Below are 15,926 nucleotides of genomic sequence, written 5' to 3' on the forward strand. Positions count from 1 at the left end.
TACGGGAAATCCCCCGTTGTCTGGAAGGTGGCATCGCCGGACATTCGCTGTCGAATCACTCACATACACGTAACCGACTCTATGACACCTAAACCTCTTTACCTGTACGCAGCCCTGATGGCCTGCCTGACCGCCTGCATTGGCCAAACAAACGACAAAACCACAGGCGACTCAGCGGCCGACTCCACGGGGGCCGACAGTTCGGCGGTCACTGCCCGCGAGGCTTCATTGGATTCGGTATTGGCTACGGCGGTCTCTTCTGAAACTATATCGTACGAAACGGCTCAAAGGCTGTATGCCGAGCGTTCGGCTAAAATCAAAGGGGCGGCTGCCGGGTGGCCCCGGAGCGAGTGCGAAACGGATAATAAAACTACTGGCAGCGTTCGCCTGGAAATAAAGGGCATTGAAGCGCACACCAATTTGAAGGTTGCCAAACTTCCCGGTTTCGATACGACCCGATACAAAGGCATTCGTATTTATCCGTTTCGGCAGCGCGGGGCCAATGAGTATCTGGTGGTGTACATCGTGCCTTCCACGTCGAGTAGTTCCCATTTTGGTGACGATACCACTACCTTCCGTATTTTCAAAGGCCTGAACGTGGTGGCCTGGTGCCCGGACCACACGCATTTGGGTACCCCGAAGGATGAGTCAATTCTGAGTGCCCATTTCCTCTGCCGACCCAACTGTGAGACCGGTGAGGAGCCATCGTTGTCTTTCTAACGTTTACCGGACCGGATGTTTTTTTACGTCGTATCCATCATACAGGCACTCAGCTTTCTGATTGGTCTCTTTTTCTTTCAGCGCATCCGAAACCCGTGGGTGCGCTGGCTTATTTTATACATTGGTAATCTATGCCTGATTGAATTGGGGCTGGAGTTTATTCCGACCATGGAGGCTCAGGCTACCATTACCCGGGTGTACTACTGCCTGGCGTTTCCGGTAGAGTATGCCCTGTACGTGTGTATGTTTCGGGAGAAATTGGCGGTGTTCCGGTGGAGTCGCTATTGGCTGATGGGCACCGCCGGGGTGTTGGCAGTGTTTGGGTTGTACAACGGCTTGCTGAATCAGCAACACAACTCGGCGGCTACCGATGTGTTTAGCATGATGGCGGTTATGGCGCTGATTATAAGTTTGCTATATTTTCGGAGTCTGCTACAAAGCAAGGAGATTATCTATCTGTTGCAGGAACCCCTTTTCTGGATCGCTACGGCGCTACTGTTCTTTTACGCCGGGTCGATCATTGCCACCGGATTTTATCACGCGTTCTACAAAAAATCATCCCATTTTGCGGTTAGTCTGTTCAAGGTCAATCTGGTTCTTGGTATCTTTCGGTCAGTTCTGTATTCCATAGCTTTCCTGGTTGCTGCCCGAAAATTACCGTATGGGTGATAGTGTTTACGTTTTGGCCGTTACGAGCACGGTTGTGTTCCTGCTACTGGCGGTGTTTATCGTCAGCTTTGCCCTTGTTTTTCAGCGTCGTCAGCTCGAAAACCTGCGCGAACGTTCGGCGATGAAGGCGGCTTACGAAGAAGAAATCCTCAAAGCACAGATCGAAATGCAGAATCAGACCCTGCAATCGATCGGGCGCGAACTGCACGACAACATCGGGCAGCTTCTGTCGGTCACCAAACTGTACCTCAATCAGCTCGAAGATGCCGAAGACCTCACCGAGGTGCGACCGCTGACCCAAAAAACCAACGGGGTCATTGATCAGACCATTCGCGGGGTGCGGTCTCTGAGCAAAAGTCTGGATGGTGACTTTATCCGTGACTTCGGCCTGGTGGAAACGCTGGCGTTTGAGATTGAGCGGCTTAATGGCGCGGGGCGGCTCACCGCCAGCCTACGTGTGCAGCCCGACATACAGCCGCTTGGGTTTGAGCGTGAAATTATCCTGTTCCGTATGGTGCAGGAGGCTATCAATAATCTGCTCAAACACGCGCAGGCACGGGCGCTGCACGTAAGCCTGCAAACGCGCGATGGCCAACTGCTCCTCCAACTCGAAGACGACGGGAAGGGCTTCGATTATGACGCCGTCATGAATCAGTCGATGACCAATTCGGGTGCGGGCTTGCGAAATATGCAGCGCCGGGCCGAATTGATCGGGGGGAGCTGCACGGTTGATACAGCCCCCGGCCGGGGTACACGAATCGCGTTTGTCGTTCCGGTAGGCCGGTCGGTTGCGTTAGCCGTGTAGGTACACAAAATACCTGTTGTTTCTGGCCATTTTGCATATCCAAGAGGCTTACCAAAACGTTATGCACGTACCGGCACAACCGGTTGTCTGGTATGAAACACTATTTGTACGCCTTTCTGATAGGTATGGCGGGGCTGGTGTGGGCCTGTGGGCGCGACACCATGACGCCCAAAACGGGGGCGCTCGCCTTGCAGTTCGATCACGTAGCGGGTGCCGCTCCGCTTGCCCTCGGCAATGCCACCTACACCAACGCGGCTGGTGAGCCATTCACCGTTAGCCGGCTCGATTATTTTGTGAGCAACATCCGTCTGCGCCGGGCCGATGGCTCGGAGTACGTTATTCCGCAAGACAGCAGTTATTTTCTGGTGCGTGCCTCCGACGAAGCATCGCGAACGCTCCGGCTCAACAATCTGCCCGAAGGACCCTACACCGGGCTGTCGTTTATGGTCGGAGTCGATAGTTTGCGGAGCGTGTCGGGTATTGAACAGCGCAAGGGCGTTCTGGACCCCGGCTTGAGTCATACGTCGGGCATGTACTGGGACTGGAATACGGGCTACATTTTTCTGAAACTGGAGGGCACATCGCCTGCTGTGGCCCCCGATGCGACTGGGCAGCGTAACTACCGGTTTCATGTGGGCCTGTTTGGCGGCTACCGCGCCCGCACACTCAATAACCTGCGCACAGTTACGCTCGATTTTGGCGGACAATCGGTATCGGCCACCACCGGACCGGTTTCGGCTGTGCAGATTCGGGCCGATGTACTGAAGATTTTCGACGGGCCGAAGCGGCTAAGTTTGGCCCAGAAATCCGACATCATGGTATCGCCGGAGTCGGCTGATGTGGCCAACAACTACGCCCGTATGTTTTCGTTTCGGCAAATAACCCCTCTGGAGCGATGACGTACCGGCACCTGATGACACTGGCGGGCATGGTAGCACTCTGGTGCGGTATCTGGGCATGCCAGCCGAACGAAGCGGGTGGTAGCGAACCCACCCCCGAACCCACCACGCCGGGTTTCAAACCTACGCCGATGGCCTGGAACAAGCCCGCTAATTTTCCCGAACCGGCGTACAATCTGGCCAAAAACCCGGTGACGGTGCAGGGCTTTGCGCTCGGCCGGGCGTTGTTTTATGATGGCCTGCTCTCGCACGATGGCACCGTTTCGTGCGGATTTTGTCATCAGCCGTCGGCTGCCTTTGCCCATACCGACCATGCCCTGAGTCACGGCATCCGCGATCAGATCGGCACGCGCAATGTGCCCGCCATTCAGAACGTAGCCTGGCAGCGGGAGTTTTTCTGGGATGGGGGCGTGCAAGACCTCGATTTACTGCCTATTTCGCCTATTCAGAACCCGGTCGAGATGGGCGATACGCTGGCGAATGTGCTAGCTAAACTCCGCAAAGACCCGCAATACCCCGGCCTGTTTGAAGCGGCTTTTGGGACCAAAGAGATCAATACGGAACGTATGATGAAGGCCCTCTCGCAGTTTATGGTGACCCTCGTGTCGGCCAATTCGCGGTACGACAAGGCGGTGCGGGGTGAGGGCCCGGCCCTGAACGATACCGAAACCCGGGGGCTCACTGTATTCAAGGCTAAATGCGCGAGTTGCCACGCTACCGATTTGTTTACCGATGGCTCGTTTCGCAACAACGGCCTGCCCCGGATTCCGACGGCTAAAGTAGATGACATTGGCCGGGGGGCTATTTCGCTCAACCCCGCCGACCGCTACAAATTCCGGGTGCCGAGCCTGCGCAACGTGGAGCGTACGCCCCCGTATATGCACGATGGACGTTTCTGGACACTGGAGCAGGTGCTGACCCACTACGCAAGCGGCATCACCGACTCACCCACCCTCGACCCGGCGCTCAAATCAGGCTTTACCCTGACCCGGCAGGAACAAACCGACCTAATCGCGTTTCTGCGCACCCTCACCGATACCGAGTTCCTCAGCGACCGCCGGTTTATGCCGAATTGAGCCCCAAAAAACCGGACCGACGGAGCGCCCTCCCGAAAAGTTTACCACCCCCAACCCCCTCCTTAATTCAAGGAGGGGGCGTTTACCGGTCAGGCAGAGAGTTTTTAGGTTTCTCTTTTGTAACACAGGGTTGACGTTATTACCGCCCCCTCCTGTTTTTCAGGAGGGGGTTAGGGGTGGTTTTTCGGTGTAAAGGGGGCATCTCATCCCCCCGTTTCTGACAGCCGCTTTTTGAGGTCAAGCGTATCGGGGCGGAACATCAGCAAAATCTGTTCGCGCTCGAAAGCCGCTTTGATGGCTTTGATGGCTTCGCTCTGGGCTTCGGGTTGTGAAGTTGTGCGTCCATCGATCCAGAACCAGACGTACCCCTGAATATTGTCGAGCGTGAACGATCGGAAATATACCTGCACCGGGTAATTGGCTTCGACAAACGGCAAGGCCCGAATGGCGCCGAGGGCTACCTGCTGTACCCGCTCCAGATCGTCGAGGTACGAAACCCCGAACGAGACTTCGAGCCGCCGTTGGCCCGAGCGCGAATGATTGGTGATCGGCTTCTGAAACACATCCTTACTCGGAATTTCGATGGTTTGGCCTTGCCCGTTATCAAGCACAATGGATCGGAGCTTCACCTCGACTACCCGGCCTGTAAACCCGTTGGTTTCGACGGTGTCGCCGGTCTGGAGGGGGCGGGCAATGGCAATCATGGAGCCCGAAATAAAGTTGGCCGTCAAATCCTGAAAGGCAAAGCCCACCGCCAGAGCAATGACCCCCGCACCGGCCAGCAGTGAGGTCACGGTTTTGTCGAGGCCCAGTACGCCGAGGGCAACAAACAGACCAACGGCCAGAATCATAATCCGGACTACGGTGCCCAACAACCCCACCAGCGAGGCATTGTCGCTTACGCGCCCCAGCCCGCCCGCAATGACCCGGCTGACCACGTTGGACAGGAAACGGGCCAGTAAAATAACCAGTATAGCAATGCCGATTTCGGGCAGGAAACGAACAGCACTATTAAACCACAAGACTACTTTCTGATACAGGAGGTGGGAGATTTCGGGTAAGTTGAGCATAATTCTGTCGGCAAAAATGGGCAGTTGACTCCCGTGGGTCGGGCGTTCGTCTGATTTTAGGGAATAACGCCGGAAGCGGGCTGTACGTTTGAATCGTCAATCAAACGACACCCCGACCGATCCTTGGTTGGGGCTGGCATTGCCCAGGGCAGGCCGGTTGTCGGGCGAGACGTTTTCGGCAAATACAACCTGAACACCCCGTTTCCCAAGCCATGAAGCCTATTTACCTTTTCTTTTTCTTCACGCTGATAGCCACCGGAGCATCGGCCCAAACCCAGCTCCGGGGTCGCGTGCTCGACGAGCGCGGCCGTGCTCTGCCGGGGGCCAACATCTACCTCAAAGGCACCTACGATGGGGCTAATGCCGACAGCACGGGTAGTTTTCGGTTTACAACCACCCGGCGCGATACCGCTACGCTACTGGTGACTTTCGTCGGTTTCGAGAATTATGCCCAGCTCCTGAAGCTCACGGGTGCCCCGATGGAGCTGACGGTTCGAATGACGGAATCGGCCAACGAGCTGAATACCGTGGTGATTACGGCGGGAGCGTTTGAAGCGTCGGATACGAAAAAGATGACGATGCTGAAGGCGCTCGATATTGTGAATATTGCCGGGGCCGCGGCCGACATCACCGGGGCCGTCAACTTCATGCCCGGTGCCCAGCGCGTGGGCGAGCAGGCGGGCCTGTTTGTACGCGGTGGCTCAAACCTGGAGGCCAAAGTGGTGATTGATGGGCTGATCGTGCAGAATCCCTTTTTCTCATCCCTGCCCGATGTGCAGCAGCGGGGTCGCTTCGATCCCTTCCAGTTCAAAGGTACATCGTTCAGCACCGGCGGCTACTCCGCGCAGTACGGGCAGGCCCTGTCGAGTGTGTTGTTGCTCAACACAACTGATAAAGGCTCGCGGGACGGCGTTAGCCTGAGCCTGAATCTGGCAAGCGCGGGTGTTACCTACGACAATGCCACCGAGAAATCGTCGGTGTCGGCCTCGCTCTACTATGGTGACTTGCGCCCGTTTTTCGCGCTGGTGCCCCAAAATGTGGAGTGGCTCAAAGCCCCGGTCTATGGCGGTACCTCCATGACGTACCGGTATCAGCCCACTAAAAACGGCCTCATCAAGGCTTACGGTATGTATTCGGATTCGCGGTTGGCGATGGTTTTCCGCGACCCGGCCCAGGCGCAGGCGGGTAACGAAACGGGTCGTGCTACGCTCGATCAGCACAACCGGAATCTGTTTATCAACACCACGTACACCGACTCGTGGGATGAAGGGAAATGGGCTCTGAACACGGGCGTTTCGCTGAGCCACGACACCGACGACATGACCATGGGCGCGTTCGATTTTTCGCGGCAGAACAGTCGGGCGCAGGTGCGGGCCGTGCTGACCCGTGCGCTCCCCGGCAACGGTCAGCTCCTTTTCGGGGCCGAATGGCACGCGATCCGGCTTGGTAACACCGTATTTGGTAACGCCTTCAGCCTAACCGACCAATACGCGGCTACGTTTGCCGAATGGCAGGTGTATGCGGGCCGGAAACTGGCGGTGCAACTCGGAGGCCGTGCCGAATATACCTCGGTGATTGGCCGAATGAACGTGGCTCCGCGCCTGTCGATGGCTTACAAAACAGGAGCCTACAGCCAGGTGTCGCTGGCGGCCGGGCAGTTTTACCAGACGCCCGATTACAACTACCTGTTTCGGAACAAAACCCTCGCGTACGAGCGGGCCGACCACCTGATTCTGAACTATCAGGTAATCAAAAACAAGCGGACGTTTCGGGTCGAGACATTTTACAAAAACTACGCTCAACTGGTGCGTGAGCGGGTGGATACGAGTGCCGTGGCTGGCTTCGACTGGAGAGCCGATTTGGGTAATCCGTACCGGTTTCCCATTGGCCAGACCAATAACACGGGTAAAGGGTACGCCGGGGGATTTGACGTGTTCTGGCGCGATCAGACAAGTATCAAAGGCCTCGATTACTGGGTAACGTATAGCTATGTGGATACGAAGCGACTGTTTCGGAATTACCTTACCCAGGCTACGCCCACGTTTGTATCGACCCACAACCTGAGCCTGATTACCCGCCGGTATGTCGAAAAAATCAGGACGAATCTGGGCCTGACCTATGCGTACACGAGCGGTCGCCCTTACTACAACCCGAACCGACCCGAGAGCGAGTTTCTGACCGACCGTACCCCGCCGGTACACAACGTGAGTTTTTCGGCCAATTATATCACGGCGTTCAAGGGCAATTTTGTGGTGATCTATGCCTCAGTGGATAACCTGCTCAACACCCGCAACGTATTTACGTACCGGTACGCAGCCAACCCCGACGGGCAGCCCGGCCGAACCCGCTACACCGTAGGCCCCACCTCGTACCGCACCTTTTTTGTGGGTGGTGTCATCATGCTTGGCAAGCGCGCCAAAGTCGACCTGAACAAACTCTGATCCCGCGCCATCGACCACCCTTTTAACTCCAAACGTCTAACTTTTACTTATTTCAGTATGAAAACCCTGATTGTATCTCTCGTTGCAGCCCTGATGGGCCTGGTTAGTCCGGTAGTAGCTCAGTCGGAACAGTACACGCAGGCTATGACGGCCGCCCTGAATACGCTGAAAAGCCAGAATATGAAAACGCCCCCGGCCGACATGCTGGCTGCGGCCAACGGATTTGAGCGCATCGCGAGCGTCGAAACCAAAGAGTGGTTGCCGCGCTACTATGCCGGGCTTGAGTACGTATTTCTGGGCTTTATGGGGAAAGATGCGGCCGAAAAAGATGCCTATCTCGACAAAGCCGATGCCCACCTGAAAGCCGCCGATGCCCTCTCACCCGATAACGACGAGTTGGCCGTGTTGCGGGCCTACGTGGCGCAGGCCCGGATGGTGGTCGACCCAATGGCCCGCTGGCAACAGTACGGCCCGCTGTTTCAGGCGGGCATCGAGAAAGCAAAAGCACTCAACCCCGACAACCCGCGCCTGTATGTGCTCGAAGGCTCCTCGCTTATGTACACACCCGAACAGTTTGGGGGTGGACCAGCTACAGCCTGCCCGGTGCTGAAAAAGGCGGCCGAGAAATTTGCTACCTTTAAACCCAAGAGCGACCTCTCGCCCAACTGGGGGCAGTCGCAGATTGCACCTATGCTGGAAAAGTGCAAATAAGCTTATGACCCGCGAACAACTCGAACGACAATTGCACCAATCGTCCAACCGGCCCGCACGGCCTGTGCGGATGCGGGGCTCGGCGTTGGCCCACTTCGATTTTAGCGGGCTCGACCTGACCGATGCCGATTTCAGCTTCTCCGACCTGTCGGGGGCCAATTTCAGCCGGGCCACGCTCCACAACGCCAACCTCAGCTTTTCGTCGCTGGTGAATGCCTCGTTTGTGGATGCTGACCTGACCGGGGCCAACCTCAATTTCAGCGGGCTATCCGGTGCCGACCTCACGGGCGCTGACCTGTCGGGGGTTTCGATGTCGTTCACGGGCCGGGCGCACAACGTGGAGCGGACCAAACTCCCGGCCACACCCATTACACTCACGTATCTGCTCAAAAAACCCGTTTGGGGGGTCTTGATCGGGATGGTGTTGGGGGCCTTGCTCATGTACGGCGTGAGCGGCATTGTGTACTTCACCAATCTGATTGTCACGTCGGGCAACAAGCTCATCGCCGACCTGAACCGGTTCATCGTCTGGCAGAATCTGACCGAGGGCGTCACGGTGTTTCTGCTGGTCTATTTCATGTCCGATTGGTTAGACCGGGCCATTCGGCGCATTTGGGTGCGGCACCTGCTGGTTAGCCTTGCTATTGTACCGGTTTACGTGACTATGGCCTGGGTGACGTACATGCTGTTTGGGAAAGAGGTGTTCAGGCAACTCGCCCGGCAGGCTACGCAACAACCATTGAGTACCCAATCGGCGCCCTGGTATTTTTACGTGTTGGGCGGATTGCTGGTGGGTAATCTGTTTCTGTACGTGCTCCGGCAGGGTCGGCAACTGTCGCGCAAGATAACTGAGCAGGAGTTTGAACTGCTCAACATGGAGAAGCTCAAAACACGGGCTGAACTCGACGCCCTTCAGGCCAAAATAAACCCGCACTTTCTGTACAATGCCCTTAATAGCATTGCCAGCCTGGTGCACGATGACCCCGACAAGGCCGAAGAAATGACCCTGCTGTTGTCGAAGCTGTTTCGGTACTCAACCGGCCGCGATGGCACGCATACGAGCAGCCTTGCCGATGAACTCGACATGGTGCAGACGTACCTACAGGTGGAACACGTCCGTTTCGGCGACCGGCTTCAGTTTGGGGTTTCGCTGGCCGACGAGTCGCTCAATGCTCTGAAAGTACCCCAATTTTTGTTACAGCCCATTGTCGAGAATGCGGTGAAGCACGGCATCAGCAAGCGGGCCGGGCAGGGGCGCATCGATGTTAAGATTTACCAGCAGGACGATTGGGTATTCCTGAGCGTACACGATAACGGCCCGGCATTTCCCGAAGAAATGGGCAGTGGCTACGGTCTGCGGAGCATTAGCGAAAAGCTCCGGCTCCTCTACGGCGATGACGCGCGGGTTGAACTTCAGAATGAACCCTACAAGCAGGTGCTGCTTGGAATTAAACTCAACAGGTTGACAACGAACAATTAACAGTGAACAACGAACAACCATCAACGAGCAGTGAACAACGAACAGTGAACAACGAACAATTAACAGTGAACAACGAACAACCATCAACGAACTACTTGCTGGAATTAGGCAACTGTTCACTGCCATTGCCAACTGCTCACTGTTGGTTGCTCACTGTTAGCTGTTCACTGTTCATTGTTAGTTGCTCACTGTTGGTTGTTCACTGTTCGTTGCTCACTGATCACCGCTCTACTACCATGAACTTTCCGCTTAAAACGATCCTGATTGACGACGAAGCGTTGGCCATTTCGCGCCTGAAACGGTTATTGGGCAAACAGCCCGGTGTGTTTTCGGTGATTGGCGAAGCCGCTAACGGGGCCGAGGGGTTGGCCCTGGTTGAGGCTCAACGGCCCGATGTGATCTTCCTCGATATTGAAATGCCCCTGCTCAACGGGTTCGAAATGCTCGCGCGCCTGACCTACATGCCGCTCGTTATTTTTGCGACGGCATACGACCAATACGCTATCCGGGCGTTTGAGGAGCACTCCATAGATTACCTGCTTAAGCCGATTGAGGCCGAGCGGCTGGAGCGGACGATCCATAAAATCAGGTCGGTGGTGGAGCTGGGAAGTCGGTCGGAAAGCGCCAATCACTTTCCCAATGCCGACAATCTGTTCAAGTTGCTCGAACGGATGCAGCCCAAAAGGGAAATTCACTCGATTTCTGTCAAAACAGGGGATAAAATCAAGCTTATCCCGCTACCTGAGATTGCGTTTTTCGAAGCCGAAGACAAATACGTATTCCTCTCGACCACCGACGGGCAGAAGTTTCTGACTTCCTATACCATCACCACCTTATCCGAAAAGCTCCCCGATACGTTTGTCCGGATCAGCCGTTCGGCTTTGGTCAATGTACACCGCATCAGCGAGGTCGTGAAGCATTTCGACGGTAAGTTTCTGATTGTCCTGAGCGACAAAAAAGGCACCAAACTCACCAGTGGTTCTACGTACGCTGAGGCCGTTAAAAGCTTATTGGAAATCTGATTGGCTTTACCGTTTATGGTTGGTTGTCAAATTATGTGGAAGTCGTGTGGCTACGGCCGAACCGTCGGACCGCAAAGGGCAGAGCTACACAGGATGCCGGGTCGCTACAAAAATTGTCAGACAATCGTTTTAACCAAAAACGATGAACTAAAAACCCTAAACCAAGCTATTCGACCACGCTTTCAGCCGCGAGCCGGCTTCGCGGAGCATGGCATCGTCTTTGGCAAAACAAAAACGCAGCATCCGGTAGTCGCGTCGGTCGTGATAAAACACCGATAACGGAATCGAAGCCACCCCAATTTCGTGGGTCAGGCGGATGGCCAGTTCGGTGTCGGGTTCGTCGGTGAGGTGCCCGTAAGCGAGCGTCTGAAAAAACGTGCCCTCGGTCGGGATGTACCGAAACGGCGAACCGGCGATGGCATCGAGAAACGTATCCCGTTTTCGCTCATAAAATGCCGATAGGCTCTGGTAGTGTTCGGGCTGTTGCAGGTACCGCGCGAGGGCGTACTGCATGGGTGTCGGGACGCTGAACGTCACAAACTGATGAATCTTCCGAAAAGCGGCTGTCAGCGCTTTGGGGGCGAGGCAGTACCCAATTTTCCAGCCCGTTACGTGGAATGTTTTGCCGAATGACCCGCACACAAACGTCCGCTCGCGCAGGATAGGGTGGGTCATGAGCGAATGATGTTGCCGACCGGCGCCGACCTGCCGGTCGAACACGATATGCTCGTACACCTCGTCGCTAATAACCAATAAGTTGTGGGCTTCGACGATGGCTGCCAGCTGATCCACGTCATCGCGGGTCCAGACGCGCCCCGTGGGGTTATGGGGCGTATTGACCATAATGAGCCGGGTGCGCGGGGTAATTTTCGCCCGAACGGCATCCCAGTCGATGGCATAATGGGGTGGAGCCAGCGACACGTACACCGGCACCCCGCCATTTAGTTCGATGGCCGGTACGTAACTGTCGTAAGCAGGTTCGAATACAATCACCTCATCGGGACCACCGCCCGCACCGTTGGCTTGTACCACCGTTGAGATGGCTACGGAGAGCGCTTCGGTCGCACCCGAAGTCACCGTGATTTCGTCGGCAGGGTGGTAAGCAACCCCGTAATCGGCCTGTACCTTAGTCGCAATAGCCTCGCGGAGATCGGGCACGCCCGGCATGGGAGCATACTGATTATGGTTCTGGGCCATAGCCTCGGTTACCAGGGCCAGCAGGGCCGGGTCGGCCGGGAAACTCGGAAACCCTTGTGACAGGTTGAGGGCACCTGTCTGGGTAGCCAGTGCCGACATTACGGTGAAAATGGTGGTGCCCACGTTGGGCAGTTTGTCGGGTAGGGTGGGCAGGGGGCCGTTAGCGAGCATGGCGAATCAGAACGACTTTTTTCCCTGTTTCAACATGCAGAACTTCTTTCGATATGGCCGGCTTCACGGCCCTGAACCCAGCAACAGCCACTAAGGCAATTACCCACAGCAAGACAAACAGGCGGGCAAATGGATTCAGCGGGGCGGTTTGTTTTTCGATCAGTTCCATAAACAGGCAGTAACGATGGGCGACACGCGTACGGTCACAGGGTGATTGGTATTGTCCCTATTCCAGATAGAGTATTAGTATTTATAGTCTATTGAAATAGTATTCTATGGCAAAGAAACGGGTTTTCTGGTATTGTTCATGCCTATAAGGTCTTAAAATGTGAGTAAATACTGAGTGACTTGAGTAAGTGGCGGAAAGTGTTTGGGAGTAAGGCAAAAAAAATCGCAAAAAAGTGATACGTCATATACATCGTATTACACTTCTTCTATTTTTGCGAATCCTAAGTTTTAACCTTGCTTTAACCACACTTTTGAAACGTATCCGCTACCTCACCATTCGGTTCGATGCATCAATCGACCGTAACGAACTTTCTGCTTTTCGGGGTGCTATTGCTACTGCTGTTGGCCCTGACTATACACTCTTCCATAACCACGACGAACAAGGGCCGGGCGGTTATGCCTATCGGTACCCGGCTATTCAGTACAAGCGGATTGGCCGTAACCCGCTTTTGGTGTGTGTGGAAGCGGGCGTTGACGAAATTCATCAGCTTTTTCAACGTCCCTCCTGGCAGCTCGACCTGAACGGTCGCCCGCTCACGCTGGCTGTTGCCGATTTACGGTTGCAGCAGTACACTCTGCAAGCCTGGGAGCACTCGTTCCGCTTCGAGCTCCGCGACTGGCTGGCGCTCAACGATGCCAACTATGCCCGCTACCTGCACACTCCCGACGAGCTGGACCGACTCGAACTACTCGAACGCATCCTGACGGGTAACATCCTGAGTATGGCCAAGGGCCTCGGCTGGCACATCGACCGGCCGGTAAAAGTCCGAATTCACGACTGTTCGCCCATCCGGTGGCTGTACTACAAAGGGCAGCGGCTGGCGGGTTTTGATCTGGAGTTCTCCACTAACGTTTTCCTACCCGACTGGATTGGGCTGGGCAAAGGCGTGAGTTTGGGGTTTGGGGTGGTAAGAGGGAGGAGAAGGGAAGAAAGGAGGAAGGAAGAGAGGGATAATGCAACAACGCAATATGACGACGAATACTAAACCCACCGACACCCGCGATTTGGTTTATCTGGCGGGGCTGCTGCATGATGAGCGAGTTGTTAAACAGGTTAGCCAATACAGAACCATGTTGGCCGAAGTGGGTATTACAATCGGCGATGGTGAGGTAATTATATGTGCTGATTCCAATGAGCAGGGAGAGTATTGCAAGCTGATTGACTTTGCCCGCCGGTTGGCTTTGCAAATTGATCAGCTTGCCGAGAAAGATACGCGCGATAAGCCGTTGGCCAGCATCCTTTCATCCGTGCAGATAACGCACATTGTAGGAGATAACGAAGTACTTAAGAAAGCCAAGCAAGTACGTTTGTTTAGCCCGCAAAAGCTGACGCTGGATGACCACATGCTGGATGAACCCGCTGTTAGTGAAGCGTTGGAAAGAGCTTACTCAACGCTGTGGGCAGAGTTTGGACAGGAGGTTCGTAAACTCCCTACGGGTAACTTCAACGCCTTTGTCGAGTCCTTGTTTCAGTTGCTTAGGCAATATACGTGGTGCATACCGGTTTCGGAGAACAGGCAGGATATAAGCCTGTTTCATCACCTGAAGACAACGGCGGCTCTGGCTCATTGCCTGTACAAAGCCACACCAGGCGAACCCTATCGTTTTCAGGAAGCAGTCTTTTCGGCGGGAATGCCGTTGCAGTTAGCCTGTGTTGACTTGTCGGGTATCCAGACATTCATCTATAACATTGCCTCAAAGTACGCAGCCCGTAGTTTGCGGGGGCGGTCGTACTCGCTGCAAGTGCTGATGGATGGCATTGCCCGCAAAATTCAGGCTGAAACAGATACATACAGCGCTCATTTGGTGTACAGCAGCGGAGGGAAGTTTTTTATGCTCCTGCCCGGTGACGTACAGCTTGAATCGATTCAGTACGAAATCGAAAAAGCCGTTTGGGACAAGTTTGGCGGTAGCCTGTACGTATGCTTCGGACAGGTTTCGTTTCGGTACGAGCCCGACAAATCGCAGGTAGTTTATATTGACAAAGAGGATATAGAGCAACGGGGGGAGCTGGGTCAACTCTGGAAGGCAGCGGCCGATAAAGCGGCCGAACAGAAGCAACAGAAGAACAAAACATTATTGCTCAATGCCGCTCAATTCAATGAGTTGTTTAGCGCTACCGGATATGGCGGCAACCGCAAACTGTGTGCCGTGACTGGGCGTGAAGGCGTAGAAGGACAAACGCTGGTAAAGCCCGACGACGAGCGCGAGCTGCTTGTGGCCAAAGAGGTAAACGAACAAATTAAAATTGGTGAAGCGTTGGTGAAGCACCGGTATCGCGTTATGGGTGCCGGTGACTTTCGGCTACTGGATGGGCTGGACTCCTTTTCGCTGGAAAAAGAGCATTACCTGTCAAATAATCTACCGCCTAACATCGATGTACTGCAAACGCTGCAACCAGGTTCGGGAAGTAAGTTTTTGCACGATAGTCGTCAGAACCCGAACGTCGGCTTTGGTTTTCGCTTCTTTGGGGGCAGTCAGGTGGCTATGGCCGACCTATATCGAAGTAAAAGCTTTGAGGAGTTAACGGGTATTATTCGCCAAAACCATAAAGACGAGGATAGTGCGATTGTGGAGCGATACGGTCATTACAACCGGCTGGCCGTGTTGCGGATGGACGTCGACGGGCTGGGTAAACTATTCATCAACGGGTTTGATAAACAAAATGCCAGCTTCTCGGCCTACTCGACCCTGTCGGGCTTGCTCGACTGGTTTTTTAGCGGCTATCTGAATACTATCCGCGAGCAGGAGGAATTTAAGAATTGGGTTAACATCATCTATTCCGGGGGCGACGATGTGTTTGCCGTTGGTCGCTGGGATCGGATCATCGACTTTGCCGATTGCATCCAGCAAACGTTCAAGTCATTTACGGGCCGCAACGACCTGACTATTTCGGCGGGTATCTTTCTGATGCGCCCCCGCTACCCAATCGGGAAAGCGGCTCTGGCTGCGGGCGAAGCTGAAGACAACGCCAAAGACTTCAATAAAGCCGAAAAGGGAATAAAGCCCATGGTCAATCGGGTTGAAAAAGATGCTGTTTGTTTGTTCGACGTGGTGGTTGGCTGGGATGAGTTTGCGGTAGTCCGGGAGTTAAAAACCCAGTGGGTGAAGTGGCTGACTGACGGAACCCTCTCTAAAGGGTTGCTGCTGAGTATGTTCGACTGGTACGAAACGGCTACCCGGCGCGATAAGAAATCTAACCAACTCCTCAACGACCAATCGTGGCGGTGGAATGCGGCCTACAGCCTGGCCCGCCAACGTACCCGCAACCCCAACGACCCGAAAAACAAAGCCCTCGACACGCTCAAACTGCTGCTGATGTGCGGCCAATATACCGACCTGAGGGGCCAGCCGATACAGGTCCGGCTTGAAGCCTTTATTGTGGCCTGCCGCTGGGCCGAACTAACCTTTCGTGACCAATTAAACGCTGAATGATT

At 54.8% G+C, this 15,926-nt stretch carries 14 protein-coding genes; 11 read left to right on the forward strand and 3 right to left on the reverse strand.

Annotation, left to right across the window (positions count from 1 at the left end; all coding sequences use genetic code 11):
* The first annotated feature begins 81 nt into the window (after window positions 1-81).
* From RUDLU_RS0119435 to RUDLU_RS0119455, 5 genes are all read left to right on the forward strand, one after another.
* A complete protein-coding gene (locus RUDLU_RS0119435) occupies window positions 82-720 on the forward strand; it encodes a hypothetical protein (RefSeq protein WP_019990092.1) in 639 nt (212 codons plus the stop codon).
* A 15-nt stretch (window positions 721-735) separates the two neighbouring features.
* Window positions 736-1,389 carry a hypothetical protein gene (locus RUDLU_RS0119440; RefSeq protein WP_019990093.1) on the forward strand — a complete coding sequence of 218 codons (654 nt, stop codon included), beginning with the start codon at window positions 736-738 and terminating at the stop codon, window positions 1,387-1,389.
* A complete protein-coding gene (locus RUDLU_RS0119445; RefSeq protein WP_019990094.1) occupies window positions 1,382-2,194 on the forward strand; it encodes a sensor histidine kinase in 813 nt (270 codons plus the stop codon). The genes RUDLU_RS0119440 and RUDLU_RS0119445 overlap by 8 nt, the downstream gene beginning before the upstream one ends.
* A gap of 92 nt (window positions 2,195-2,286) precedes the next feature.
* Entirely contained in the window at window positions 2,287-3,093 is an 807-nt protein-coding gene (locus RUDLU_RS0119450) for an MbnP family protein (protein WP_019990095.1), read from the forward strand.
* A complete protein-coding gene (locus RUDLU_RS0119455; protein ID WP_019990096.1) occupies window positions 3,090-4,169 on the forward strand; it encodes a cytochrome-c peroxidase in 1,080 nt (359 codons plus the stop codon). The genes RUDLU_RS0119450 and RUDLU_RS0119455 overlap by 4 nt, the downstream gene beginning before the upstream one ends.
* Before the next feature lie 203 nt (window positions 4,170-4,372).
* On the opposite strand, the gene RUDLU_RS0119460 is transcribed toward RUDLU_RS0119455, so the two are convergent.
* Window positions 4,373-5,239 (reverse strand): mechanosensitive ion channel family protein, encoded by an 867-nt coding sequence (locus RUDLU_RS0119460; protein ID WP_019990097.1) that lies wholly within the window; start codon window positions 5,237-5,239, stop codon window positions 4,373-4,375.
* A gap of 212 nt (window positions 5,240-5,451) precedes the next feature.
* Between RUDLU_RS0119460 and RUDLU_RS0119465 the strand changes: the two genes are divergently transcribed.
* The 4 genes from RUDLU_RS0119465 (at window position 5,452) to RUDLU_RS0119480 (ending at window position 10,893) form a co-directional block, all read left to right on the forward strand.
* Window positions 5,452-7,680: a TonB-dependent receptor gene (locus tag RUDLU_RS0119465; RefSeq protein ID WP_019990098.1), complete on the forward strand. Its 2,229-nt coding sequence runs from the start codon at window positions 5,452-5,454 to the stop codon at window positions 7,678-7,680.
* 57 nt (window positions 7,681-7,737) lie between these two features.
* The gene (locus tag RUDLU_RS0119470; protein ID WP_019990099.1) at window positions 7,738-8,391 is read left to right on the forward strand and encodes a hypothetical protein; all 654 of its coding nucleotides are present in this window, start codon (window positions 7,738-7,740) and stop codon (window positions 8,389-8,391) included.
* A gap of 4 nt (window positions 8,392-8,395) precedes the next feature.
* Window positions 8,396-9,871, forward strand: a complete 1,476-nt coding sequence (locus tag RUDLU_RS0119475) for a histidine kinase (RefSeq protein WP_019990100.1) — start codon at window positions 8,396-8,398, stop codon at window positions 9,869-9,871.
* A 236-nt stretch (window positions 9,872-10,107) separates the two neighbouring features.
* Window positions 10,108-10,893, forward strand: coding sequence for a LytR/AlgR family response regulator transcription factor (locus tag RUDLU_RS0119480; protein ID WP_019990101.1), 786 nt, complete (start codon window positions 10,108-10,110; stop codon window positions 10,891-10,893).
* 156 nt (window positions 10,894-11,049) lie between these two features.
* On the opposite strand, the gene RUDLU_RS0119485 is transcribed toward RUDLU_RS0119480, so the two are convergent.
* Window positions 11,050-12,261 carry a methionine aminotransferase gene (locus RUDLU_RS0119485; RefSeq protein ID WP_019990102.1) on the reverse strand — a complete coding sequence of 404 codons (1,212 nt, stop codon included), beginning with the start codon at window positions 12,259-12,261 and terminating at the stop codon, window positions 11,050-11,052.
* The gene (locus tag RUDLU_RS0119490) at window positions 12,251-12,430 is read right to left on the reverse strand and encodes a hypothetical protein (RefSeq protein ID WP_019990103.1); all 180 of its coding nucleotides are present in this window, start codon (window positions 12,428-12,430) and stop codon (window positions 12,251-12,253) included. The genes RUDLU_RS0119485 and RUDLU_RS0119490 overlap by 11 nt, the downstream gene beginning before the upstream one ends.
* Window positions 12,431-12,740: 310 nt before the next feature.
* Here RUDLU_RS0119490 and RUDLU_RS27810 point away from each other — a divergent pair, with 310 nt between their 5' ends.
* A complete protein-coding gene (locus RUDLU_RS27810; RefSeq protein WP_019990104.1) occupies window positions 12,741-13,475 on the forward strand; it encodes a CRISPR-associated endonuclease Cas6 in 735 nt (244 codons plus the stop codon).
* Window positions 13,459-15,924, forward strand: a complete 2,466-nt coding sequence (cas10, locus tag RUDLU_RS0119500; RefSeq protein WP_019990105.1) for a type III-A CRISPR-associated protein Cas10/Csm1 — start codon at window positions 13,459-13,461, stop codon at window positions 15,922-15,924. Before RUDLU_RS27810 ends, cas10 begins: the two co-directional genes overlap by 17 nt.
* Window positions 15,925-15,926 lie beyond the last annotated feature (2 nt).

The sequence above is a fragment of the Rudanella lutea DSM 19387 genome, assembly GCF_000383955.1.
GTDB classification, from domain to species: Bacteria; Bacteroidota; Bacteroidia; order Cytophagales; family Spirosomataceae; genus Rudanella; species Rudanella lutea.

Coding starts and splice junctions, on each gene's coding strand:
- RUDLU_RS0119465 (WP_019990098.1), top strand. CDS start 5,452: ATGAAGCCTATTTACCTTTTCTTTTTCTTCACGCTGATAGCCACCGGA.
- RUDLU_RS0119455 (WP_019990096.1), top strand. CDS start 3,090: ATGACGTACCGGCACCTGATGACACTGGCGGGCATGGTAGCACTCTGG.
- RUDLU_RS0119470 (WP_019990099.1), top strand. CDS start 7,738: ATGAAAACCCTGATTGTATCTCTCGTTGCAGCCCTGATGGGCCTGGTT.
- RUDLU_RS0119445 (WP_019990094.1), top strand. CDS start 1,382: ATGGGTGATAGTGTTTACGTTTTGGCCGTTACGAGCACGGTTGTGTTC.
- RUDLU_RS0119485 (WP_019990102.1), bottom strand. CDS start 12,261: ATGCTCGCTAACGGCCCCCTGCCCACCCTACCCGACAAACTGCCCAAC.
- RUDLU_RS0119475 (WP_019990100.1), top strand. CDS start 8,396: ATGACCCGCGAACAACTCGAACGACAATTGCACCAATCGTCCAACCGG.
- RUDLU_RS0119480 (WP_019990101.1), top strand. CDS start 10,108: ATGAACTTTCCGCTTAAAACGATCCTGATTGACGACGAAGCGTTGGCC.
- RUDLU_RS0119460 (WP_019990097.1), bottom strand. CDS start 5,239: ATGCTCAACTTACCCGAAATCTCCCACCTCCTGTATCAGAAAGTAGTC.
- cas10 (WP_019990105.1), top strand. CDS start 13,459: ATGACGACGAATACTAAACCCACCGACACCCGCGATTTGGTTTATCTG.
- RUDLU_RS0119435 (WP_019990092.1), top strand. CDS start 82: ATGACACCTAAACCTCTTTACCTGTACGCAGCCCTGATGGCCTGCCTG.
- RUDLU_RS0119450 (WP_019990095.1), top strand. CDS start 2,287: ATGAAACACTATTTGTACGCCTTTCTGATAGGTATGGCGGGGCTGGTG.
- RUDLU_RS0119490 (WP_019990103.1), bottom strand. CDS start 12,430: ATGGAACTGATCGAAAAACAAACCGCCCCGCTGAATCCATTTGCCCGC.
- RUDLU_RS0119440 (WP_019990093.1), top strand. CDS start 736: ATGTTTTTTTACGTCGTATCCATCATACAGGCACTCAGCTTTCTGATT.